The organism is Pseudomonas sp. FGI182, assembly GCF_000511325.1.
GTDB classification, from domain to species: Bacteria; Pseudomonadota; Gammaproteobacteria; order Pseudomonadales; family Pseudomonadaceae; genus Aquipseudomonas; species Aquipseudomonas putida_Z.
In genome coordinates, this window is the sequence record NZ_CP007012.1 from 4,988,067 (window position 1) to 5,008,293 (window position 20,227).

The 20,227-nt window shown below is 65.0% G+C and carries 23 protein-coding genes; 11 read left to right on the forward strand and 12 right to left on the reverse strand.

Translation table 11 applies throughout. The features are described 5' to 3' along the window. Nucleotides 1–91 precede the first annotated feature (91 nt). A complete protein-coding gene (locus C163_RS21940; RefSeq protein ID WP_025340611.1) occupies nt 92–898 on the forward strand; it encodes a SirB1 family protein in 807 nt (268 codons plus the stop codon). Here C163_RS21940 and maiA read toward each other — a convergent pair. The 3 genes from maiA to hmgA are packed head-to-tail and all read right to left on the reverse strand — an operon-like array spanning nt 892 to nt 4,134. Next, complete coding sequence (gene maiA / locus C163_RS21945; protein ID WP_025340612.1) at nt 892–1,524, reverse strand: maleylacetoacetate isomerase; 633 nt, start codon at nt 1,522–1,524, stop codon at nt 892–894. The genes C163_RS21940 and maiA overlap by 7 nt on opposite strands. A 12-nt stretch (nt 1,525–1,536) precedes the next feature. Next, nucleotides 1,537–2,829 (reverse strand): fumarylacetoacetase, encoded by a 1,293-nt coding sequence (gene fahA, locus C163_RS21950; protein ID WP_025340613.1) that lies wholly within the window; start codon nt 2,827–2,829, stop codon nt 1,537–1,539. 3 nt (nt 2,830–2,832) lie between these two features. Continuing rightward, entirely contained in the window at nt 2,833–4,134 is a 1,302-nt protein-coding gene (hmgA, locus tag C163_RS21955; RefSeq protein ID WP_025340614.1) for a homogentisate 1,2-dioxygenase, read from the reverse strand. Nucleotides 4,135–4,308: 174 nt separating this feature from the next. Here hmgA and C163_RS21960 point away from each other — a divergent pair, with 174 nt between their 5' ends. Next, nucleotides 4,309–5,091 carry an IclR family transcriptional regulator gene (locus C163_RS21960; RefSeq protein WP_025340615.1) on the forward strand — a complete coding sequence of 261 codons (783 nt, stop codon included), beginning with the start codon at nt 4,309–4,311 and terminating at the stop codon, nt 5,089–5,091. Nucleotides 5,092–5,445: 354 nt separating this feature from the next. On the opposite strand, the gene C163_RS21965 is transcribed toward C163_RS21960, so the two are convergent. The 4 genes from C163_RS21965 to C163_RS21980 all read right to left on the reverse strand — a co-directional run bounded on the left by C163_RS21965 (nt 5,446) and on the right by C163_RS21980 (nt 8,725). After that, the gene (locus C163_RS21965; RefSeq protein WP_025340616.1) at nt 5,446–6,360 is read right to left on the reverse strand and encodes an SDR family oxidoreductase; all 915 of its coding nucleotides are present in this window, start codon (nt 6,358–6,360) and stop codon (nt 5,446–5,448) included. Nucleotides 6,361–6,580: 220 nt separating this feature from the next. Continuing rightward, nucleotides 6,581–7,486 (reverse strand): alpha/beta fold hydrolase, encoded by a 906-nt coding sequence (locus C163_RS21970; RefSeq protein WP_025340617.1) that lies wholly within the window; start codon nt 7,484–7,486, stop codon nt 6,581–6,583. A 176-nt stretch (nt 7,487–7,662) separates the two neighbouring features. Beyond that, nucleotides 7,663–8,349, reverse strand: coding sequence for an LrgB family protein (locus tag C163_RS21975; RefSeq protein ID WP_024087732.1), 687 nt, complete (start codon nt 8,347–8,349; stop codon nt 7,663–7,665). After that, entirely contained in the window at nt 8,339–8,725 is a 387-nt protein-coding gene (locus C163_RS21980; RefSeq protein ID WP_025340618.1) for a CidA/LrgA family protein, read from the reverse strand. The genes C163_RS21975 and C163_RS21980 overlap by 11 nt, the downstream gene beginning before the upstream one ends. A 97-nt stretch (nt 8,726–8,822) precedes the next feature. Here C163_RS21980 and C163_RS21985 point away from each other — a divergent pair, with 97 nt between their 5' ends. Further along, nucleotides 8,823–9,704 (forward strand): LysR family transcriptional regulator, encoded by an 882-nt coding sequence (locus C163_RS21985; protein ID WP_025340619.1) that lies wholly within the window; start codon nt 8,823–8,825, stop codon nt 9,702–9,704. A gap of 147 nt (nt 9,705–9,851) precedes the next feature. Here the strand turns inward: C163_RS21985 and C163_RS21990 are convergent, their stop codons facing one another. Beyond that, the gene (locus tag C163_RS21990) at nt 9,852–10,307 is read right to left on the reverse strand and encodes a flavodoxin (protein WP_025340620.1); all 456 of its coding nucleotides are present in this window, start codon (nt 10,305–10,307) and stop codon (nt 9,852–9,854) included. Nucleotides 10,308–10,435: 128 nt separating this feature from the next. Between C163_RS21990 and C163_RS21995 the strand changes: the two genes are divergently transcribed. Then, complete coding sequence (locus C163_RS21995) at nt 10,436–10,864, forward strand: PAS domain S-box protein (RefSeq protein WP_025340621.1); 429 nt, start codon at nt 10,436–10,438, stop codon at nt 10,862–10,864. Between the two features lie 56 nt (nt 10,865–10,920). Continuing rightward, complete coding sequence (locus tag C163_RS22000; RefSeq protein ID WP_025340622.1) at nt 10,921–11,538, forward strand: hypothetical protein; 618 nt, start codon at nt 10,921–10,923, stop codon at nt 11,536–11,538. Here C163_RS22000 and C163_RS22005 read toward each other — a convergent pair. Beyond that, nucleotides 11,523–12,458, reverse strand: a complete 936-nt coding sequence (locus C163_RS22005) for a MerR family transcriptional regulator (protein ID WP_025340623.1) — start codon at nt 12,456–12,458, stop codon at nt 11,523–11,525. The two genes, C163_RS22000 and C163_RS22005, sit on opposite strands and share 16 nt — an antisense overlap. Nucleotides 12,459–12,657: 199 nt before the next feature. Between C163_RS22005 and C163_RS22010 the strand changes: the two genes are divergently transcribed. From C163_RS22010 to C163_RS22025, 4 genes are read left to right on the forward strand one after another with little or no spacing between them, the layout of a single operon-like run. After that, on the forward strand, nt 12,658–13,218 hold the full coding sequence (locus C163_RS22010) for a hypothetical protein (protein WP_015271784.1): 561 nt from the start codon (nt 12,658–12,660) through the stop codon (nt 13,216–13,218). Between the two features lie 33 nt (nt 13,219–13,251). Further along, on the forward strand, nt 13,252–13,989 hold the full coding sequence (gene folM, locus C163_RS22015) for a dihydromonapterin reductase (protein ID WP_025340624.1): 738 nt from the start codon (nt 13,252–13,254) through the stop codon (nt 13,987–13,989). A 9-nt stretch (nt 13,990–13,998) separates the two neighbouring features. Then, nucleotides 13,999–14,295 carry a DUF1244 domain-containing protein gene (locus C163_RS22020; RefSeq protein WP_003260708.1) on the forward strand — a complete coding sequence of 99 codons (297 nt, stop codon included), beginning with the start codon at nt 13,999–14,001 and terminating at the stop codon, nt 14,293–14,295. Next, nucleotides 14,288–14,629: a HopJ type III effector protein gene (locus C163_RS22025; protein ID WP_003260709.1), complete on the forward strand. Its 342-nt coding sequence runs from the start codon at nt 14,288–14,290 to the stop codon at nt 14,627–14,629. The genes C163_RS22020 and C163_RS22025 overlap by 8 nt, the downstream gene beginning before the upstream one ends. A 128-nt stretch (nt 14,630–14,757) precedes the next feature. Here the strand turns inward: C163_RS22025 and C163_RS22030 are convergent, their stop codons facing one another. The 3 genes from C163_RS22030 to C163_RS22040 form a co-directional block, all read right to left on the reverse strand. Next, a complete protein-coding gene (locus tag C163_RS22030; protein ID WP_025340625.1) occupies nt 14,758–15,666 on the reverse strand; it encodes an alpha/beta fold hydrolase in 909 nt (302 codons plus the stop codon). Between the two features lie 167 nt (nt 15,667–15,833). Beyond that, on the reverse strand, nt 15,834–17,045 hold the full coding sequence (fabV, locus tag C163_RS22035; RefSeq protein WP_025340626.1) for an enoyl-ACP reductase FabV: 1,212 nt from the start codon (nt 17,043–17,045) through the stop codon (nt 15,834–15,836). A 251-nt stretch (nt 17,046–17,296) separates the two neighbouring features. Further along, complete coding sequence (locus C163_RS22040) at nt 17,297–18,157, reverse strand: LysR substrate-binding domain-containing protein (protein WP_025340627.1); 861 nt, start codon at nt 18,155–18,157, stop codon at nt 17,297–17,299. A gap of 135 nt (nt 18,158–18,292) precedes the next feature. Between C163_RS22040 and C163_RS22045 the strand changes: the two genes are divergently transcribed. Together C163_RS22045 and aguB are read left to right on the forward strand one after the other, a co-directional pair. Next, nucleotides 18,293–19,333 (forward strand): agmatine/peptidylarginine deiminase, encoded by a 1,041-nt coding sequence (locus tag C163_RS22045; protein WP_025340628.1) that lies wholly within the window; start codon nt 18,293–18,295, stop codon nt 19,331–19,333. After that, a complete protein-coding gene (gene aguB / locus C163_RS22050; protein WP_025340629.1) occupies nt 19,330–20,226 on the forward strand; it encodes an N-carbamoylputrescine amidase in 897 nt (298 codons plus the stop codon). Before C163_RS22045 ends, aguB begins: the two co-directional genes overlap by 4 nt. Nucleotide 20,227 lies beyond the last annotated feature (1 nt).

Below are 20,227 nucleotides of genomic sequence, written 5' to 3' on the forward strand. Positions count from 1 at the left end.
ATAGGCATGGCCCTTGGGCTGGCACCGCCGCCGGACCACTGGACGAAACCGCGCGCCGCGGCTAATACTCAAGCGTGTGTGGAGAAGCCCCATGAAGCCACGTCAAGCCTGCCTGGCCTGCCTGGAACGCGAGCCCGTCGCCCTGCTGGAAGCCGCATTATGGATTGCCGCCGAGCACGACCGCAGCGTCGAGCCCGCGGCCAGCCTTGCCAAGCTGCATGACCTGCAGCGTGAGATCAGCGCCAACCTGCCGATGCTGCCGCTGTGCGAACTGGCCCAGCCACTGCTGCGCCAACTCAATGCCCTGGGCTTCCAGCAGGATGAATATCACCCGCTGCGCCCGCATGCCGCGATGATGGACAAGGTGCTGCAGCGCCGCCGTGGCCAACCGCTGGCCCTGGCCATCCTCGCCTTGGAACTGGCCCGGCGCCTGTCCATCCCCCTTGAGGGCGTAGGCTTCCCTGGCCACTTCCTGCTGCGCGTGCCAGGTGCGGATCACCTGCTCGACCCCTGTGGTGGCCGCCGCCTGTACCCCAACGATTGCCGCGAGCTGCTGGCTCGCCAGTTTGGCCCGCATGTAGCGCTGACCGCCGAGCACATGCGCAGTGCCAGCCCGCTGCAGATGCTGCAACGCCTGTCACGCAACCTGCGCCAGTTGCACATCAGCAACGACAACCACCTGGCGGCGCTGATCGATGCCGAGCGGGTCATGCAACTGGGCCCGGTGCAGGTCAGCGACTATGTAACCCGCGCCTCGCTCTACCAGCACCTGGATTGCCCGCAGGCCGAGCGCTTCGACCTGGAGCATGCGTTATTGCTGACGGAGGACCCGGTCCAGCGCCTGAAACTGTCCGAGCGTATCGGCAAGCTTCCGGCGGCGAACCGTTCCATTCACTGAGCCGGGCTGTCCGGCTGCTGTGCTGGGTGGGCCTGGGCGAACGCCGGGTGCCCCGCCGCCAGGGCGGCAACCCGCAGGATACGCGGGAAGCTGTCGAGGTCGATGTTGAAGCGTTCGGCCGCGTACAACTGCGGGATCAGGTAGACATCCGCCAGGCCCGGCTCATCACCGAAGCAGAAGCCGTGATCGCCTATCAGCTGCTCCACTGCCGCCAGCCCCTGGCTGATCCAGTGGCCGATCCACTGGTTGACCTGGCTCTCGTCCTGGCCAGCCTGGCGCAGCCGGTTGAGCACGCTGACGTTGTGCAGCGGGTGGATGTCGCAGCCGATGATCGCCGCCACGCCCCGTACCTTGGCGCGCGCCTCGGCCGCAGCAGGCAGCAGGGCAGGCTGTGGATAAACCTCCTCCAGGTACTCGATGATCGCCGGCGATTGCACCAGCAGCTCACCGCCATCGGTGCGCAAGGCCGGCACACGGCCCTGCGGGTTGACCGCGACATAGTCCGCACCGCGCTGCTCACCCTGCAACAGGTTGACCGGCAGGGACTGGTAGGCCAGCCCCTTCAGTGCCAGGGCAATGCGCACCCGGTAGGACGAGGTGGAACGGTAATAGGTGTACAGCTCCATGCCCGTGCCTCCTCAGTTGGCCGCGATGACCGTGCCGCGGCATTCGCCGAAACCAATGCTGGCCACGCCATCACGCACGCAGCGGGCACGCAGGATGATCTCGTCGCCGTCTTCGAGGAACTTGCGCACCTCGCCACTGGCCAGTTCCACCGGGTGCTTGCCGCCTTCGGTGATCTCCAGCAGGCTGCCGAACGAACCTGGCGTGGCGCCCGACAGCGTGCCCGAACCGAACAGGTCGCCCGGTTGCAGCTGGCAGCCGTTGACGCTGTGGTGCGCGACCAGCTGCGCCACGGTCCAGTACATGCTGCGGGTGTTGCTCAGGGTCAGGCGGTGCGGGGCAAGGCCCTGCTCACGCATGCGCTCGGTCAGCAGCAGTACCTCGAGCTCGATATCGAATGCACCGGCGGCCTGGTCGCGCTTGTCCAGCAGGTACGACAGTGGCTGCGGGTCGCCTTCCGGGCGTGCCGGCTGGGCACAGCGGAACGGCTCCAGCGCTTCGGCGGTAACCACCCAGGGCGAGATGGTGGTGATGAAGCTCTTGGACAGGAACGGCCCCAGCGGCTGGTATTCCCAGGCCTGGATATCGCGCGCCGACCAGTCGTTGAGCAGGCACAGACCGGCCACGTGCTCGGCAGCATCGCCTACCGGGATCGCCTGGCCCATGTCGTTGCCCTGGCCGATCCAGATACCCAGCTCCAGCTCGTAGTCCAGGCGCGCGCAGGGGCCGAAGCTTGGCTCGGTGTGCCCGGCCGGCAGGGTCTGGCCTTTGGGCCGGCGCACATCAGTGCCGGACGGGCGGATGGTCGAGGCGCGGCCGTGATAACCGATCGGCACGTACTTGTAGTTGGGCAGCAGCGGGTTGTCGGGGCGGAACAGCTTGCCGACGTTCTTGGCGTGCTCGATGCCCACGTAGAAGTCGGTGTAGTCACCGATCTGCGCCGGGACATGCAGCTGGCAGGCGCTGGCCGGGTACAGGGCGGCCTGCAGTGCCGCCTGGTGTTCGCTGTGTTCGCCCAGCAGCACCAGCAGGCGCTCGCGCAGGGCGACGCGGGCATTGCGGCCGAGGGCGAAAAATGCGTTCAAGGCCCCACCACGGGTGGCCTCGACAGCGGCCTTGGCGGCACCGTCGAACAGGCCGGCGGCCAGCACCGCCTCCAGGTCGAGGATCGCGTCGCCAATGGCCACGCCACAGCGCTTGGCTTCACCCGGCCGGCTGAAGATGCCCAACGGCAGGTTCTGCAGCGGGAAGTCGCTGTGCCCGTTGGCGTGCTCGACCCAGCTACGGGCGATGGCGGTCTGGTTCATGGGTTATCTCCGGTTCGGGTTGAAGGTGCTCGGCAAGGTGGCCCAGCAACTATCGTAGTCGGCCTGCAACTGCGGGCATTCAAGGGCTTGCAGGCTCGGGCGCAGCACCTGGCTGGTCTCGAACATGAAGGCCATGGTGTTGTCGATCTTGTGCGGCGCCAGGTCGGCGGCAATAGCCTTTTCGCAGGTTTCGGCGTCGGGGCCGTGGGCGCTCATCACTCCGTGCAGCGAGGCACCGCCCGGCAGGAAGCCCTCGGCCTTGGCATCGTAGGCACCGTTGATCAGGCCCATGAACTCGTTCATCAGGTTGCGGTGGAACCATGGTGGACGGAAGGTGTTCTCAGCCACCATCCAGCGTGGCGGGAAGATCACGAAGTCCATGTTGGCCAGGCCATGCACGCTGGTCGGCGAGGTAAGTACGGTGAAGATCGATGGATCCGGGTGGTCGAAGCTGACCGTACCGATGGTGTTGAAGCGGCGCAGGTCGTACTTGTACGGCACGTTGCTGCCGTGCCAGGCGACCACGTCCAGTGGCGAGTGCTGCAGTTCGCAGGCCCAATGTTCGCCCAGGAACTTCTGCACCAGCTGCACCGGGCCATCGGCCTCTTCGTAGTGCGCCACCGGGGTGAGGAAGTCGCGCGGGTTGGCCAGGCCGTTGCTGCCGATCGGGCCCAGGTCCGGGATGCGCAGCGGCGCGCCGTGGTTTTCGGCGATGTAGCCGCGGGCCTCGCCGTCGAGCAGTTCGACGCGAAATTTCATGCCACGCGGGATGACCACGATTTCCAGCGGCTCGACTTCCATCACCCCCAGTTCGGTGGCAATACGCAGGCGGCCCTGTTGCGGCACCAGCAGCAGTTCACCGTCGGCGTTGAAGAACACCCGCTCCATGGACCGGTTGGCGCGGTAGATGTAGATGCTCACGCCGGCCGGTTTTTCCGCAGCGGCGTTGGCCACCATGGGCAGCCAGCCCTCGATGAAATCGGTCGGTTCGACGGGGATCGGCTGGGGGTTCCAGCGCAGGCGGTTGGGGGTGATGGCCCCCAGCGGGCCGGTCAGCGGCTGACGCGCCAGGCGTTCGAAACGCGGGTGCAAGGCAGACGGACGAATACGATACAGCCAGGTGCGGCGCAGCTCGCTGCGGGTCATGGTAAACGCCGTGCCCGAGAGCAGCTCGGCATACAGACCATAGGGCGCCTTCTGCGGCGAGTTCTGCCCGACCGGCAAGGCCCCTGGCAGCGCTTCGCTGGCAAACTCGTTGCCGAAGCCGCTGAGGTAGTGAAGGTCGGGTGACGTATCGCGATTCATCGATGCCTCCGGGCTCTGGCCGAGCCGTTGCTGGCAGCTGGCTGCTGGCCCGGGGCGGGGTGGCAGCGCGTCTGCATTGTTTTTATCGTAATCAGATTACGAATAACGTAATTTGCTACGGGCAATGCGTCAAGCTATAAAGGCGCGACTCGACGAATCCGGAAGAAGATGTCCATGGCCAAAGCCAGCTCCCCCGCCGACAACGGCAAGCAGAAAGTCCGCTCGGCAGAGGTCGGCACCGACATCCTCAAGGCCCTTGCCGAGCTCTCCCCGTCCACCTCCCTGTCGCGCCTCGCGGAACATGTGCAGATGCCGGCGAGCAAGGTGCACCGTTACCTGCAGGCATTGATCGCCAGCGGTTTTGCCGAGCAGGATGCGGCCACCAACCATTACGGCCTGGGGCGCGAGGCACTGAGGGTGGGGCTGGCGGCGCTGGGCAGTATCGATGTGCTGAAGATTGCCGCGCTACCGTTGTCGCAGCTGCGCGATGAACTGAACGAGAGCTGCTTCGTTGCCGTATGGGGCAACCAGGGCGCGACAGTGGTCAGCATCGAGCCGGCGGTACGCGCGGTCACCGTGGTAACGCAGATCGGCTCGGTACTGCCGCTGCTCACGTCGTCCACCGGGCTGGTGTTCGCCGCCTACCTGCCCGAGCGCGAGACCGTGGAGTTGCGTGACCGGGAACTGGCCGCCCTGCAGCACAGCGCCGCCGACTACCAGGCGGTACTGGCGGGCATTCGTGAACGTGGCCTGCACCATGTGCACGGGCTGTTGATGCCGGGCGTGGATGCGCTGTCGGCCCCGGTGTTCAATGCCATGGGGCAGGTCGCCGCGGTGATGACCGTGGTCGGGCCGACGTCGATCTTCCATGCCGACGAGCATGGCCCGGCGGCGCAACGGCTGCTGGCGGCAGCGCGGGAAACCAGCTGGCGCATGGGCTATTCGCCCGCCGGCTGAGCGCTTGCGGCACTATTGCCCGATACGTAAAGGTGAATGTCATAAGCGGCTATTTTTCCTACAGGATCAGGCGCTTATTCTTAACTCACTGGCCGGCATGAAGGGCTCTCCCCCCCCGCCTTTCAGGCCTGCGAGGTTCACCGACGTAGATTTTGAAGCTCCTTGATCTGACGTCTCGATTGGCCGCTGCGGCTTGCAGCGGCCTTTTTTATTTGCCCTGAAAATTTCCGTCGCCTGTGCTGGCCTCTTCGCGGGCTTGCCCGCTCCCACAGGGATATCACCAAGCCTGAGGGCAGTGAGATCCCTGTGGGAGCGGGCAAGCCCGCGAAGAGGCCAGCACAGGTAGTACAAAGCTCAGCCCAGCGGATACTTCTGCAAGTTCGCCATCATCTGCTGCAACGCCTGCAAGCTGTCCTGTGGGTGCACTGCCCCATCGAAGTCGCCTATTCGTGCCCAGTTCTCCGCCACCTGTTCCGGGGTAAAGCCTTCGCGCGGATCGAAGCCTACCCCCAGGCTACGCTCCCACCGCACCTTGCCCACCCAGCCGCCGCCCACTTCGAACAGCTCACCGCTGCCCTGGCACTGCTCGCTGCCCAGGTACACCACCAGCGGGCTGACCAGCTCTGGCTTGAGCCGCTTGAACACCTGGGGCGGGATCAACCCTTCGGTCATGCGGGTACCACCGGTGGGGGCGATGGCGTTGACCAGGATGCCGTGCTTGCGCCCTTCGATCGCCAGGGTACGAGTCAGCCCATACAGGCCCAGCTTGGCCATGCCATAGTTGGCCTGGCCGAAGTTGCCGTAGATACCGGACGTGGAAGCGGTGAAGATCACCCGCCCCCAATTCTGCTCGCGCAGGTGGGGCCAGGCGGCACGGGTGACCTTGTAAGCCCCCTCGACATGCACCTGATACACCTGCTCCCAGTCGCTGTCTTCCATCTTGTGGAAGGTCTTGTCACGCAGGATGCCGGCATTGTTCACCAGCACATCGACCCGGCCGAAGCTGTCCAGGGCCTGCTCGACAATACGCGCGCCGTGGCTGACCGAGTCATGGTTGGCAATGGCACTGCCACCAGCGGCGCGGATCTCCGCTACCACCCGGTCGGCGGCAGAGGCGCTGGCACCTTCACCGTGGGTGGAGCCGCCGAGGTCGTTGACCACCACCCGCGCACCACGCGCAGCGAACAGCAGCGCATGTGCCCGGCCCAGGCCGCCCCCGGCTCCGGTGACGATCACCACGCGATCTTGCAGACGGACAGGCTCGCTCATGCTCATGGCTCCAGGCAGGTTCAGGTCAGCCGAGTGTCCGCCGCCAGCGGCGGGCGGACAATCAAGCTCACGCAGGCTGAATGCCTGGCAATAACGCAGCACGATGGTTATGGGGCCGTTGTGCGGCCCATCGCCGGCAAGCCAGCTCCCACACCAACCGCGCCGGCCTCCAGGCCTGCGCTGTACCTGTGGGAGCCGGCTTGCCGGCGATGAGGCCCTGTCAGGACCAGGCCACCTTCTGCTGGAAACAGCTCAGCGGTTGTTCACGAAAGGCCAGGTAATGGCGCAGCACCTGCACTGGCGCTTCGGTATGCGGGTAATGGCCGATGCCCTGCAACTGCACGGTGTCCGGCTCCGGCACCAGTTGCCGGTAGCGCTCCACCATGTGCGCGCCGGACAGCGGGTCGACCACGCCATTGATCAAGCGCAGCGGCACGCCTTCGTGCTGCATCGCGCCAACCCAGCGTTCGCGGTGCAACCTGCGCTCCGGCATGTAACACACCAGCTTGTGCAGGATGCGCGTGCCACGGTTGGCGGCGATCAGGCTCCAGAAGTCATCCAGCGCGCTTTCACTTGGGTGGGTGCAAGGGCCGTAGACCTGAGTCACGTTGCGCACCAGGTCGTCACGCCCGAACGAGCGCCCTACCAGCCAGCCCAGCCGGCTGAGCAACAGCTTCTGGATCAGCAGCATGCGGCAGCTTTCGGGGAACAGCCCGCTGTTGAGAAACACACAACTGGCGATGTTGGCGCGCTGTTCATGATGCCGTGCCAGCAGTTCCTGGGCCACACTGCCGCCGTAGTCATGGGCCAGCAGATGCACCGGCTGGTCGACTTGCAGTTCGGCGAGCAAGGCCTGCTGCAGGTCGGCTTGCTCCATCAGGCTGTACACGTGATCGACCGGTTTGGCCGAATCGCCAAAGCCAAGCATGTCGCAGGCGATCACCCGGAAGCGCTGGGCCAAAGGCCCCCACAGGTAGTGCCAATCCCAGCTGGCGGTGGGGAAGCCGTGCAACAGAAGCAGGGGCTCTCCTTGCCCTGCGGTCCAGTAGCGGATGCTCTGGCCCCGGAAGCTGAAACTCTGTCCCCGGGTACGCCAGACGCACAATGGAATTTCGGCCATGGGCATCAGAACGGTCCCGGTGAAGTGGTGTTGGTGGAATAGAGCAAGGCTGCGGTCATTGCATGTCACCTCGGCACTTACATGTGCTCTCTATGTCGAGGCTGAGTCTAGCCAGCAGCCCATGGGCTGGAACTTGCGTTGCCAGCCAGCTTGATGACTTGGCGAGTCAGTGGCACGAACGGTCAGAGCAGCATGGCCAGCAGCGGTGCCGCGAACAGGTTCAAAAGCCCCGTCAGGACCATGACCAGGCCGGCCACCGAGCCTTCCTCGCGGCCTACCTCCTGCGCCCGGCTGACACCGGCGCCATGCGCACCGACGCCGAACAGCGCGCCCCGCGCCAGCGGCGTGCGCAACGGCAACCAACGCAGCAGCACGCCGCCGAACATGGCGCCCAGCACGCCGGTGAACATCACGAACACCGCCGTCAGTTCCGGTACGCCACCCAGGTCATGGGCCAATGGCATGGCAAAGGGCGTGGTGATCGAACGCGGCACCAGCGACAGGCTGGTCGCGCTGTCCAGCGCCAACATATGAGCCAACCCCCAGGAACTGGCGATCGAAGCGCTGCTGCCGGCGACCATGCCCACCATCAGTGCCGGCCAGTGGCGCGCCAGCATGGCCCGTTGCTGCCAGATCGGCACCGCGAAGGCCACGGTCACCGGACCAAGCACGCTCATCAGCCAATGGGTGTTGCGGGCGTACTCGGCATAGGCGGTGTGCAGCGGCACGGCCACCGCCAGCAACAGAACGGGCACCAGGATCAGCGGCGACAGCAGGTAGCGCCCGCTGCGCCGGTACAGCCAGCGGCTGCCCAGGTACGCCAGCAAGGTCAGGGCCAGCCAGAACAGCGGCATGGGTTCAAGGCTCATGGCGCAACCTCCAGCGGCACACCAGTTCCACGGTCAAGGCGGTCACCACCATTACCATCAGGGTGCTCACGGCGATCACCAGCAGGATGCGCCAGCCCTCGTCACGGATCAGGGCGCCGTAATCGAGCAGGCTCATCAGCGCCGGGATGAAGAACAGCAGCATCTCAGCCATCAACCAGCCGGCGCCCAGTTGCAGCATGGCCGGCTTGAGCACACCCGAGGCAAACAGCAACAGCAGCAATGCCAGGCCCATCACGCCGCCAGGTATCGGCCAGCCCAGCCAGGTGGCAAGCTGGCCACCGAACAGGAACAAGGCACAGAGGATCGCCAGCTCGACGAGCAAGCGCAGGGTTTTTTTCAATAACGCGGGTTTCATGGGGGGGTTCCTCGACAGGCCCTCATTTTAAGATTTGGCTGCCTAGGCCAGAAGCGAATTGTTAGACTGAACGCCATTCCAGAATGGAATTGCGATCATGGAATTCAAACAGCTGCGCAGCTTTATCGAAGTGGTCCACCGCGGCGGTTTTACCCAGGCGGCTCAGACCCTGCACATCAGCCAGTCGGCGGTGAGCAAACAGGTGGCCCAGCTGGAGCAAGATGTGGGCCAGCCGCTGCTGGAGCGCCAGGCCTCGCAGCTGCACCTGACCGCTGCCGGGCGCATCGTGCTGGAGCGTGGCGAAGCCTTGCTGCGCCAACGTCAGGCGCTGCTCAGCGAACTGGACGACCTCAGCCAGATGGGCCGCGGTGAACTGCGCCTGGGCTTGCCGATGCTGGGCAGCGACGCGCTGTTCGCCGGCTTGTTCGCCGAGTATCGGCGGCGTCACCCGAACATCGCGGTCCAGTTGCTCGAAGGCGGCAGCCGCAGCATCGAACAGGCAGTCAAGAGTGGCGAACTGGAACTGGGTGGCAGCCTGACGCCCAGTGACGAGGCGTTCGACTACCAGCCGTTCTGCAACGAACCACTGGATGCCCTGCTGCCTGCGGGCCATGAGCTGGCGGGCCAGGACGGGGTGGACCTGCAGCAGCTGGCCGATACCCCGTTCCTGCTTTACCAGCGCAGCTTCGTGCTCAATGACCGGTTGCTGAAGGCATGCCAGCAGCAGGGTTTTACCCCCAAGGAAGGCGGGCGCAGTGGCCAGGCGGACTTCCTCGCGGCGCTGGCGGCGGCGGGCCAGGGCGTGGTGCTGCTGCCCCGTGTGGTGGCGAAAGCGCTGGAGCGCCCCGGTGTGGTGCGCTTGCCGCTGCGCTCGCCGGGGGATTTGCGTTGGGATATCGCGTTCATCTGGCGGCGCGGGGCGTATCTGTCACGGGCGGCGCAGGCGTGGTTGGCGTTGTTGCGCGAGCTCCACGGCTGACGCGATCCCTGTAGGAGCGGCCTTGTGTCGCGAAAGGGCTGCAAAGCAGCCCCAGCAATATCTGCTGCGCTGCCGAATCCTGGGGCTGCTGCGCAGCCCTTTCGCGACACAAGGCCGCTCCTACAAGGGATCGCGTGAAGCCTCTAGTCAGGCCTTCAGTGCTTGAACAAGCTCAGCCAACCAAGGCTCTGCATCCGCCTCCGGAGTCACCGTCTCGCTGGCATCCAGGCGCAGCATCGGCTGCACTTCGCGCACGCCCAGTTCGGCAAACAGTTCGCGCATCTGTTCGCCACCACCGCAATAGGTATCGCCATAACTGCTGTCACCCAGCGCAATCACCGCACCCGGCAGGCCACGCCAGGCCGCAGGCAGGGTATCGCGAATGCTGCTGTACAACGGCATGAGGTTGTCCGGCAGTTCGCCCATGCCAGTGGTCGAGGTCACGGCCAGCAAGGCGTCGGGGGCGAAACCTTCAAGGTCCTGCAAAGTGGCGCGCGCCGCATGCCAGGCCTCCAGGCCCGCAGCCTTGAGCAGCGATTCAGCGTGACGGGCGACTTCTTCGGCGGTGCCGTAGACCGATCCGGAAATAATGGCGACTTTCATCGGGTAGAGGATTCCGAAACTGAGTGAAAACGTAGGATACTAGCATCCGGCGCTGGCAAAAGGCCGCCTCTACCAAAGTCACCCTCCTCAGCCCTGCTTCGCACCCTTGTTTATTCAATGGCCCGAACATGATCAACGCGCAATTACTGCAATCCATGGTCGATGCGTCCAATGACGGCATCGTGGTCGCCGAACAGGAAGGCGACGACACCATCCTCATCTACGTGAACGCGGCCTTCGAACGCCTGACCGGCTACAGCCGTGACGAAATCCTCTACCAGGATTGCCGCTTCCTGCAGGCCGACGACCGCGACCAGCTTGGCCGCGCCCGCATCCGCAAGGCCCTGGCCGAAGGCCGACCGTGCCGCGAAGTGCTGCGCAACTACCGCAAGGATGGCAGCGCTTTCTGGAACGAACTGTCGATCACCCCGGTAAGGCGCGACGCCGAACAGCGCACCTACTTCATCGGTATCCAGAAAGACGTTACTCGCCAGGTCGAACTGGAGCGGGAACTGGCGCAACTGCGCGTTCGTCCGAAACCCGACGAACGCACCTGAACCAAGTACGCCAAGCACGGTCAATCCCGTTGAAGAAATCGCCATCGAGTTCGATCATGCAAGCAGAAGCGCTCCTGACCCAGGACGAGCTGGATTTCATACAGAACATGCAGCATTCGCCGCAGTTGAACCTGGCCGACCCCATGTCGAGCCTGCTGGTCAATGGCGACCGCCGCATCCAGAGCTTGCTTACCCGCTTGGTGGCCAACGAGCAGGTAACCCTGCAGGCCCAGTTCAACAACCAGCAGATCAGCTTCCCGCTGCAACTGGTGGAAGACGAGTTCCATGCCCTGCACCTGCAACTGGGCTCACCGGAAATCTACGAAGACGGGCCCATGCTGCGCCCCTGGCGCCTGTCGATGGAGCAGCCGAGCGCGCTGCTCGATGCCCATGGGCAGGAAAGCGGCCTGTGGGTTCGCGATATTTCGTTCAAGGGTACATTGCTGGAAGTCCGTGGCCTGCCAGCGGCACCAGCCCGCTTCGAACTGCGCTTCGCCCCTGGCGGCATCCCCCCCATCGAACTGCATGGTGTGCTGGGCCGGCGCATCGGCCCGGACCTGGCCGCCTACGACCTCAGCCAAAGCCCGGCCGAAGAGATCGAACGCCTGCGCGACTACATTCTCCAGGCCCATCGCCGGGCCCACCCCGAGCTACACACTCAGGTATCGAACTGACCGGCCAGAAACTGCCGCAAACGCTGGCGCATCACACTACCCTGTGCGCCCAGGCAGGCGATCGGGCTGCCAGCCAGGCTGTCCTGTGCCAGTTCCGCCGCTTCACCCGCCAGTAACAACGGGCATTCCAGCCCTGCCACCAGGCGCGTCAGGCGCCGGGTGAGTTCCGCCGTGGGCGGCTGGTGGGAGAACAGCACCAAGGCATCCGGTTTCAGGCGCTCGCAGACCAGCGCCAGTTCTGCCAGCGGCTGCCCGCTCGCCAGTGGTGTCACGCCAACTTCATCACTGCCCAGGATCAGGCTGGTCACCAGCAACTCCAGTTCGTGGCACTGCCCCGGCAACGGTGCCAGCAGCACCATGCGGCTGCGCAGTACACGGGCAAGTTGCAAGCGAGCGAACACCCGGCCACGCAGGAACTGATCGAGGAACAGCCACTCGCTGGCCTGCCCGTAGCCGCCCTGCCCGACCGCCAGGTCATGCCACACCGGCATGAACACTTCGCTGAATACCTGGTCCAGGGTGCAGGCGGCAAACACTTCGTCGAACAGGCGGTCCAGGCCGGCCAGGTCAAAACGTTGCAGCGCCTGGCGAATCTGCTGCTGCCAGCGCACCCAGGCGCCCGTCGCGCCACCTGCCTGCCCGGCTAGGGCATGGTCGCGGGCGAGGATGCTGGCGACCTTGCTTACCGCCACGCCGCGCTCCAGCCAGCCAAGGATGCGGCGGATGTCATCGATGTCGGCCTGGGAGTACAGGCGGTGACCACTGTCGGTGCGGGTTGGCTGGATCAGGCCATGGCGGCGCTCCCAGGCGCGCAAGGTCACGGCGTTGACGCCGGTCAGGCGGGAAACCTCACGGATCGGAAACAGGTCCTGCTGCGCGAGGCTCGCATCGATTACCGGGTTCAGTCCCTGTTCGTTCATCTGCAAGGGGTACCCTGTGTGCCCAAGTTGAACACCTAGTCTACTACGGCAACCGTTTGCCGGCTGACAGTTGCCGAAGATCGCACATGGGCGATAATCCGCGCCCGATTCTTGCATGCACGCCTGCGTCGCCCACCACCCCGGGCCACACAGCCAAAAGGGCCGGCTACCCGCCAGCCCCGTTGCCAGGAGATACACGATGTCTACCCCACCCGTCACCCTGATGGTGTCGCGCCGCGCCGCCCATGGCCGCTACCAGGACCTGCTGGCCTGGCTGCATGAAGGCGAACAGCTGGCCACCGACTTCCCCGGCTACCTTGGCTCGGGCATCCTGGCGCCACCCCGCGACAGCGACGAATTCCAGATCATTTTCCGTTTCAGCGACGAGCCGACCCTGCATGCCTGGGAGCATTCCGCCTCGCGCCGGGCCTGGTTGCAGCGCGGCAACGGCTTGTTCGAACGCCCCAAAGAGGCGCGCGTAAGCGGCATCGACGACTGGTTTGGCACCAATATGGTGCAAAAACCACCACGTTGGAAGCAGGCCGTGGCCATCTGGCTGGCCTTCTTCCCCGTCTCGCTGGTGTTCAACCTGGTGTTCGGCCACTGGCTCGCAGCACTGGACCTGGTGCCCCGGGTACTGCTCAGCACCCTGGGCCTGACGCCGGTGATGGTCTACCTGTTCATCCCCCTTTCCACCCGCCTGCTGGCCGGATGGCTGCATGCATCCCCGGCCCCTGCTGGCGCCCTGCGCAGCCGCTGAGGCCAGGCCGTACACGCGGTAGACAGTTCGGGTATGCTGGGCGGCAACCAAAGGACAGACAAGTTGACCGCCCCGAACATGAACAGCCCCATTCTCGTTACCGGAGCCAGCCAGCGCGTCGGGCTGGCCCTGGCCCTTGAACTGGCACAGGCCGGCCATACGGTGGTCAGTGCCAGCCGCAGCGTCCAGCCACAGGCGGCCCACCCGAACATCGTGCAGTTCCAGGCCGACCTGTGCCAGGCGGCCGACCGCCAGGCCCTGATCGACTATCTGCACAACCATTACGACGGCCTGCGCGCGATCATCCACAACGCCTCGCTGTGGCTCGACGATGGCCTTGACAACCTCGAGACCATGTTCCGCCTGCACGTCGAAGCGCCCTACCACCTCAACCTGGCCCTGGGCGACCTGCTGGCCAAGGTGGAAAAGGCCGACATCATCCACATTTGCGACGAAACCTCTTCACGCGGCAGCAAAAGCCACATCGGCTACGCCGCGACCAAGGCCGCGTTGCAGAACATGGTGCTGTCGTTCGCCGAAAAATATGCGCCCAAGGTGCATGTGAACGGTATCCTGCCGGGGCTGCTGATCCTCAAGGAAGGGGGTGACGAAAGCTACCGCCAGCAGACCCTGAAAAAGGCCCTGCTGGAGTTCGAACCCGGCGCCGGCCCGCTGATCGAGACGGTCAAGTACCTGCTCGCCAGCCAGTACAGCACCGGCAGCCAGGTGGTCATCAACGGTGGCCGCCACCTGAAGAACCGCATGACCTGAGAGAAGCCCATGACCCCACAGCAACAGCTCGAACTCGAGGCCGCCGCGTTCCGGCGCCTGGTCGAACACCTGCAGAAGCGCACCGACGTGCAGAACATCGACCTGATGAACCTGTCCGGCTTCTGCCGCAACTGCCTGTCCAAGTGGTACAAGGCCGCGGCTGACGAGCGCCAGCTCGACCTGAGCCTGGATGACGCCCGCGAAGCGGTGTACGGCATGCCTTACGCCGAGTGGAAAGCCCAATACCAGAAAGAAGCCAGCGCCGACCAACAAGCGGCGTTCGAAAAAGGAAAACCCCGTGACTGACCTGAACACCCTGCGCGCCAGCCTGGCCAGCGGCCAACACGTGTTTGCCGACACCCTGGCGTTCATTGCCGACAACTACAGCTACCAGCCACAGGCCTTCGACAATGGCGGCGTGGCGAATGCGGCCGGGCAGAACGAAGGTTCGTGCAAGACCCTGGGCCTGGCGCTGCTGGAAGGGCTGAGCGACCAGGAAGCACTGCTGGCCTTTGGCGAGCACTACCGTGACGTGGTGGCCACGCCCGAGGGCAGCGACCATGGCAATATCCGTGCGCTGATCAAGCATGGGCTGGCGGGCGTCAAGTTTGCCGAGCTGCCGCTTGCGCGCAAGGCTTGAGATAGCCGGGGCTGCTTTGCAGCCCATCGCGACACAAGGCCGCTCCTACAGAAGACCGCGTTCCCTTGTAGGAGCGGCCTTGTGTCGCGATAGGGCCGCAGAGCGGCCCCAAAATCTCGAAACCAACCTCAGCTGATGATGGTTCCCGGCACCCCACCCGCCAACCCACCCTGCCGCAACCACTGCAAGGCCACCGGCCACAAACTTTCGCGAAAGCGGTCATGGAAGAACGCGAAATGGCCAATTTCATCGACCGAGATATCCACAGGCGCAATGCGCAGGTGCTGGCGCTCGGCGCCCTGCAGATAACCCAGCAAACGCTCGGTCGCCGCCACGGTACCAAAGGGGTCATCGGTCAGGCTGATGGCCAGCGTCGCCGCCCGCACCTGGGCGAACGGTAGTGCCTCCAGTGCACGCCCGCTGGGGCGGTGCTCATAGCGCGGGGTACGGGTGGTCCAGTCGTGCACCACGCCGGATGGCGTGTCCTCCAGCCAACCCAGGCGCTTGCCGGGAAAGTAACCGAACACCCGGGTGAGCAGCGGCATTACCACATGCCACTTGCCGAACAGCTGCCAACGCTGGTCAGCCGCGTAATCGCGCCAATAGGCGAATTGCGCACCAACCATCACCACCCGGCGAACCTTGCTCGCCGACGGTGCCAGCCCCACTGCGCAGCCGCCAAAACTGTGCCCCACCACATCCACCGGCTGGCCGGGGAAATGTTCTGCGGCATGCACCAGCATGGCTTCGAAATCCAGCCGGCCCCAGTCGCTCCAGGATGCCTGGAAGCCACGCAGCGAGGCCGGGCGGGATTCGCCGATGCCACGGTAGTCGTAGGTCAGCACATCGCAACCTTGGGCGAACAGGTAGTCGGCGAAACGCGAGTAGTAGCGGCAGCGTACCGAGGTGGCAGCGTTGATGATCACCAGCGGGCGCTGGGGGTCAGGTCGGGCGTGGCGCCAGCGGAAGCCGCCGAGGCTGTAGCCGTCGGCTGCGGTGTGGCGAAAGGCAGTGGCGGGTTGGGTGAGGCTGCTCATGGCACATTCCCTGTTGTTGTGCGCCAAAGCTAGCAAAGATTTTATAGCCTGTACCGGCCTCTTCGCGGATAAACCCGCTCCTACAGGTACTCCATTTCCCTCAATTTAAAAGGGATCCCTGTGGGAGCGGGTTTACCCGCGAAAGGGCCGGTACAGGCCGACAGCGATTACAGCTCGACGCAGTCGAACTTCACATCGGTAGCCACGTCTTCGTCGTAGTTGACGTCAGCGCGCTCGAAGCCGAACAGGTTGAGGAACTGCTTCTTGTAGCCGGCATAGTCGGTCAGCTCGAACAGGTTCTCGGTGGTCACCTGTGGCCACAGCGCCTTGCAGGCGTCCTGTACGTCATCACGCAGTTCCCAGTCGTCCAGGCGCAGGCGGCCCTTCTCGTCGACCTCGGCCGGCGCGCCGTCGGCACGGTACATGCGGTCGCGATACATGCGGTCCAGCTGGTCCTGGGTGCCTTCGTGAACACCCTTCTCCTGCATGATCTTGAACACCATGGACAGGTACAGCGGCATCACCGGGATGGCCGAGCTGGCCTGGGTAACCACCGACTTCAGCACCGCCACGTTGGCGCCGCCCTTGACTTCACCGGCCAGTTTCTTGTCCAGGCGCAGGGCGGTTTCGTCCAGGTCCTGCTTGGCCTGGCCCAGCGCACCGTGCCAGTAGATCGGCCAGGTGATGTCGCTGCCGATGTAGCTGAAGGCCACGGTGCGGGCGCCTTCGGCCAGCACGTTGGCGCCAGCCAGGGCGTCGATCCACAGCTGCCAGTCCTGGCCACCCATGACGGTGACGGTGTCGGCGATTTCCTGCTCGGTAGCCGGCTCGATGCTGGCCTCGATGATGGTGTCCTTGTTGGTGTCGATGGCGGTCGACTTGTACGGCTGGCCGATCGGCTTCAGGGCCGAACGCACCAGTTCACCGGTCTGCGGCAGCTTGCGCACTGGCGAGGCCAGCGAGTAGACGACCAGGTCGACCTTGCCGCCCATTTCGTTCTTGATCAGTTCGATGACCTTGGCACGGGCTTCGTCGGAGAAAGCGTCACCATTGATCGACTTGCTGTACAGGCCTTCGGCCTTGGCGAACTTGTCGAAGGCTGCAGCGTTGTACCAGCCAGCGGTGCCGGCCTTGGTCTCGGTGCCTGGCTTTTCGAAGAACACGCCCAGGGTGTCGGCCTTGAAGCCGAACGCCGCGGTGATGCGGGCTGCCAGGCCGTAGCCGCTGGAAGCACCGATGACCAGGACCTTCTTCGGGCCATCCTCGCGCACGCCCAGCTTGCGGGTGGCTTCGATCTGGTCACGGACGTTGAGCTCGCAGCCCTTCGGGTGAGTCGTGGTGCAGATGAAGCCGCGGACCTTAGGATGAATGATGGCCAATGTCTGTACCTCGTCAGGTTTATGCCGGGGGAAGCGCCGCCTTGGGCGATTCCGGTTGATCAGAGGGTAAGACTACCCCCGCAGGTTATCCGACACATATTACGGGGTGATCTTGGGGATGCAAAACGGTGGATTACCTGTACCGGCCCTATCGCCGGCAAGCCAGCTCCCACAAAGACGGCGCAAAACTTGAGCCCTGTGAGGGACCTGTGGGAGCTGGCTTGCCGGCGATAGGGCCAGTGCAGGCAACATCAATCTGACAAGAGAGCCCCTTTCAGCCATTCCAGGAACTGCCGGGCCAGCGGATCATCCTGGCTATCCCGATGCACCAGGCACGCCCACGCCGGCCCACGCACGCGCTGCGCCGACAAAGCCTGCAAACGCCCCTCCTCCACCGCCCGCCGCGCCAGCAACTGGCTGACCAGGGCCACCCCCAACCCCTCGCTCGCCGCATCCAGCAGCAGCCCGGGGTCGGAAAAATTCAGCCCCTTGCCCTGCTGCCCCACATCCTCGCCACCCTCCAGCTGCCAGTGGCTCCAGTCCATCTCGCGCTCGCCATGCAAGGTGGTGCGCCGCGACATCGGCGTCTGCAGCAACGCCGGGTGGCAGGCCGGGTACAGCTGGTCCTGGTGCAGCACGTTGAAGCTGCACTCGGCCTGGGCACTGAGGTCGTCGCGGATGGCCAGGTCGATGGTCTCGGTCGCCATGTCCGGCACCTCGAAACTGGTGAACAGCCACAAGTCGACATCCGGGCAGCGCTGGTGAAAGTCGGCCAGCCGCGGCAGCAGCCAGTGCCTGGCAAAGGCCGGGCTGGTGTTGACCACCAGTTGGTTGGGCTTGCGGTACTGGTCGAGCCGGCGAATGCCCACCGCCAGGTGCTGCAGCAGCGACTGCGTGGTGCTGAGCAGGTCGTGCCCGGCGTCGGTCAGGCTCACGCTGCGGCCACTGCGGTGGAACAGCGGCTGCTCCAGGTAGGTTTCCAGGCTGCGAATCTGCTGGCTGATGGCCGACTGGGTCAGGTTCAGCGCTTCGGCGGCCTTGTGGAAGCTGCCCAGCCGCGCAGCGGCTTCGAAGCCGCGCAGGGCATTCAGGGGTGGCCAGTGTTTGAGCATGATTGATAAGCCCCGCTGATCAGATGTGCGCTAAATCTATCGTTTGTCGCAGGCCAAGCCTAGCCATAGCATGGACATCAACACCCGCGACGGCGGGCTTCGTTGATAAAAATCCTTAATTGATCGGAGTTCTCTATGCACCTGTCCCTCGACAGCGGCTGGCGCATGCCCGCCGAATGGGCCCGCCACGCTGCCACCTGGATGGTCTGGCCACACAACCAGGCCCTGTGGGAAAGCGGCTGGCACGTGCGCCTGGCCGACGTACAGCAGGACTACGCCCGGGTCGCGGCGGCCATCGCCCGTTTCGAGCCGGTGAAGATGGTGGTCGACCCTTCGGCCTTGCAAAGCGCACGTGCCCTCTGCGGCGCCAATATCGAACTGGTCGAAATGGCCGTGGACGACAGCTGGTGCCGGGACAGCGGCCCTAGCTTCGTCTGCCACCCACAGCATGGCCTGGCCGGCCTGAGCTGGCGCTTCAACGCCTGGGGAGGCAAGTCGCAACACGGCCAGGACCGCAGCCTCGGCCGGCGCATCCTCGACCACTTGGGCCTGGATGGCTTCAGCACGGCGCTGTGCAACGAAGGCGGGGCGATTCATGTGGACGGCGAAGGCACCCTGATCACCACCGAGTCGGTGCTGCTCAACCCCAACCGCAACCCTGGCGTGAGCAAGGCCGAGTTCGAGGCCTGCTTCGCCCGCTACCTGGGCATCCGCAAGACCATCTGGCTACCGGGCGACCCACAATACATCACCGGCGACATGACCGACGGCCACGTCGACGGTGTATGCGCCTTCGCCCGCCCTGGCGTGCTGCTGGTCGACGCCACCCATGACCCGCATTCGGTGTACGCCGAAGTCGTGCGGGAAAACCGCCGCGCCCTGGAACTGGCCACCGACGCGCAAGGCCGGCACTTCGAGCTGCTCGACCTGTATGAAGCCAGCGCCGCCGTCGACCAGGACGCCGAGGTATTCTGCGCCTCGTACACCAACTTCTACATCGCCAACGGCGCGATCATCATGCCGGCCTATGGCATCGCCGCCGACCAGGAAGCCGCCGCGCAACTGGCCCACGCCTTCCCGGGCCGGGAGATCGTACCGGTGCGCATCGACCACATCGCCCATGGCGGTGGCGGCATTCATTGCATCACCCAGCAACAACCCGAGGTGCAGCCATGAGCCTGCTGCGCATCGCCACCACCCAGATGCCATGCAGCTGGGACCTGCCTGGCAACCTCGACCGCGCCGAACAGCTGGTTCGCCAGGCTGCCGCCAAGGGGGCCCAGGTGATCCTGCTGCAGGAGCTGTTCGCCACCCCGTACTTCTGCATCGAACAGGACCACCAGCACCAGGCACTCGCCCAGCCCTACCCTGCCAGCCCGATCCTGCAGCGCTTCGCCGCACTGGCCGGCGAGCTGGGCGTGGTGCTGCCGCTGAGCTGGTACGAGCGCGCCGGCAATGCCTTCTTCAACTCGTTGACCGTGGCCGATGCCGATGGCCGCCTGCTTGGCGTCTACCGCAAGACCCACATCCCCAACGCCATCGGCTACCAGGAGAAGGAATACTTCAGCCCCGGCGATACCGGCTTCAAGGTCTGGGACACCGCCTTCGGCCGCCTGGGCATCGGCATCTGCTGGGACCAGTGGTTCCCCGAGACCGCCCGCTGCCTGGCACTGATGGGCGCCGAAGTGCTGCTGTTCCCCACCGCCATCGGCTCCGAGCCCGGCTGTGCCGAACTGGACTCGCGCGACCACTGGCAGGTGGCCATGCGCGGCCACGCCGCCGCCAACCTGTTGCCGGTGGTGGCGGCCAATCGGGTGGGCGAAGAAGTCGCAGCCAGCGACGCATCGTTGGCCATGCGCTTCTATGGCTCGTCGTTCATCTGCGACCACAAGGGCGCCATGCTCGCCGAAGCCGACCGCGACAGCAGTGGCATCTGGCTGCACGACCTGGATCTGGCCGGCATGCGGGAAGACCGCCTGAGCTGGGGCATCTACCGCGATCGCCGCCCGGAGATGTACGCACCGCTGCTGACCCTGGACGGCACCCACCCACACACCCTGAGGGCATGAG

Bases quoted from the DNA above. Each gene is read 5' to 3' on its own strand.
- C163_RS22030 (WP_025340625.1), bottom strand. From the start codon at position 15,666: ATGAGCAGCCTCACCCAACCCGCCACTGCCTTTCGCCACACCGCAGCC.
- C163_RS21990 (WP_025340620.1), bottom strand. From the start codon at position 10,307: ATGAAAGTCGCCATTATTTCCGGATCGGTCTACGGCACCGCCGAAGAA.
- C163_RS21970 (WP_025340617.1), bottom strand. From the start codon at position 7,486: ATGCCCATGGCCGAAATTCCATTGTGCGTCTGGCGTACCCGGGGACAG.
- aguB (WP_025340629.1), top strand. From the start codon at position 19,330: ATGAGCCTGCTGCGCATCGCCACCACCCAGATGCCATGCAGCTGGGAC.
- maiA (WP_025340612.1), bottom strand. From the start codon at position 1,524: ATGGAGCTGTACACCTATTACCGTTCCACCTCGTCCTACCGGGTGCGC.
- C163_RS22045 (WP_025340628.1), top strand. From the start codon at position 18,293: ATGCACCTGTCCCTCGACAGCGGCTGGCGCATGCCCGCCGAATGGGCC.
- C163_RS22005 (WP_025340623.1), bottom strand. From the start codon at position 12,458: ATGAACGAACAGGGACTGAACCCGGTAATCGATGCGAGCCTCGCGCAG.
- C163_RS21985 (WP_025340619.1), top strand. From the start codon at position 8,823: ATGGAATTCAAACAGCTGCGCAGCTTTATCGAAGTGGTCCACCGCGGC.
- C163_RS21995 (WP_025340621.1), top strand. From the start codon at position 10,436: ATGATCAACGCGCAATTACTGCAATCCATGGTCGATGCGTCCAATGAC.
- C163_RS22010 (WP_015271784.1), top strand. From the start codon at position 12,658: ATGTCTACCCCACCCGTCACCCTGATGGTGTCGCGCCGCGCCGCCCAT.
- hmgA (WP_025340614.1), bottom strand. From the start codon at position 4,134: ATGAATCGCGATACGTCACCCGACCTTCACTACCTCAGCGGCTTCGGC.
- folM (WP_025340624.1), top strand. From the start codon at position 13,252: ATGCTGGGCGGCAACCAAAGGACAGACAAGTTGACCGCCCCGAACATG.
- fahA (WP_025340613.1), bottom strand. From the start codon at position 2,829: ATGAACCAGACCGCCATCGCCCGTAGCTGGGTCGAGCACGCCAACGGG.
- C163_RS21960 (WP_025340615.1), top strand. From the start codon at position 4,309: ATGGCCAAAGCCAGCTCCCCCGCCGACAACGGCAAGCAGAAAGTCCGC.
- C163_RS22000 (WP_025340622.1), top strand. From the start codon at position 10,921: ATGCAAGCAGAAGCGCTCCTGACCCAGGACGAGCTGGATTTCATACAG.
- C163_RS21980 (WP_025340618.1), bottom strand. From the start codon at position 8,725: ATGAAACCCGCGTTATTGAAAAAAACCCTGCGCTTGCTCGTCGAGCTG.
- C163_RS21975 (WP_024087732.1), bottom strand. From the start codon at position 8,349: ATGAGCCTTGAACCCATGCCGCTGTTCTGGCTGGCCCTGACCTTGCTG.
- C163_RS21965 (WP_025340616.1), bottom strand. From the start codon at position 6,360: ATGAGCGAGCCTGTCCGTCTGCAAGATCGCGTGGTGATCGTCACCGGA.
- C163_RS21940 (WP_025340611.1), top strand. From the start codon at position 92: ATGAAGCCACGTCAAGCCTGCCTGGCCTGCCTGGAACGCGAGCCCGTC.
- C163_RS22020 (WP_003260708.1), top strand. From the start codon at position 13,999: ATGACCCCACAGCAACAGCTCGAACTCGAGGCCGCCGCGTTCCGGCGC.
- C163_RS22040 (WP_025340627.1), bottom strand. From the start codon at position 18,157: ATGCTCAAACACTGGCCACCCCTGAATGCCCTGCGCGGCTTCGAAGCC.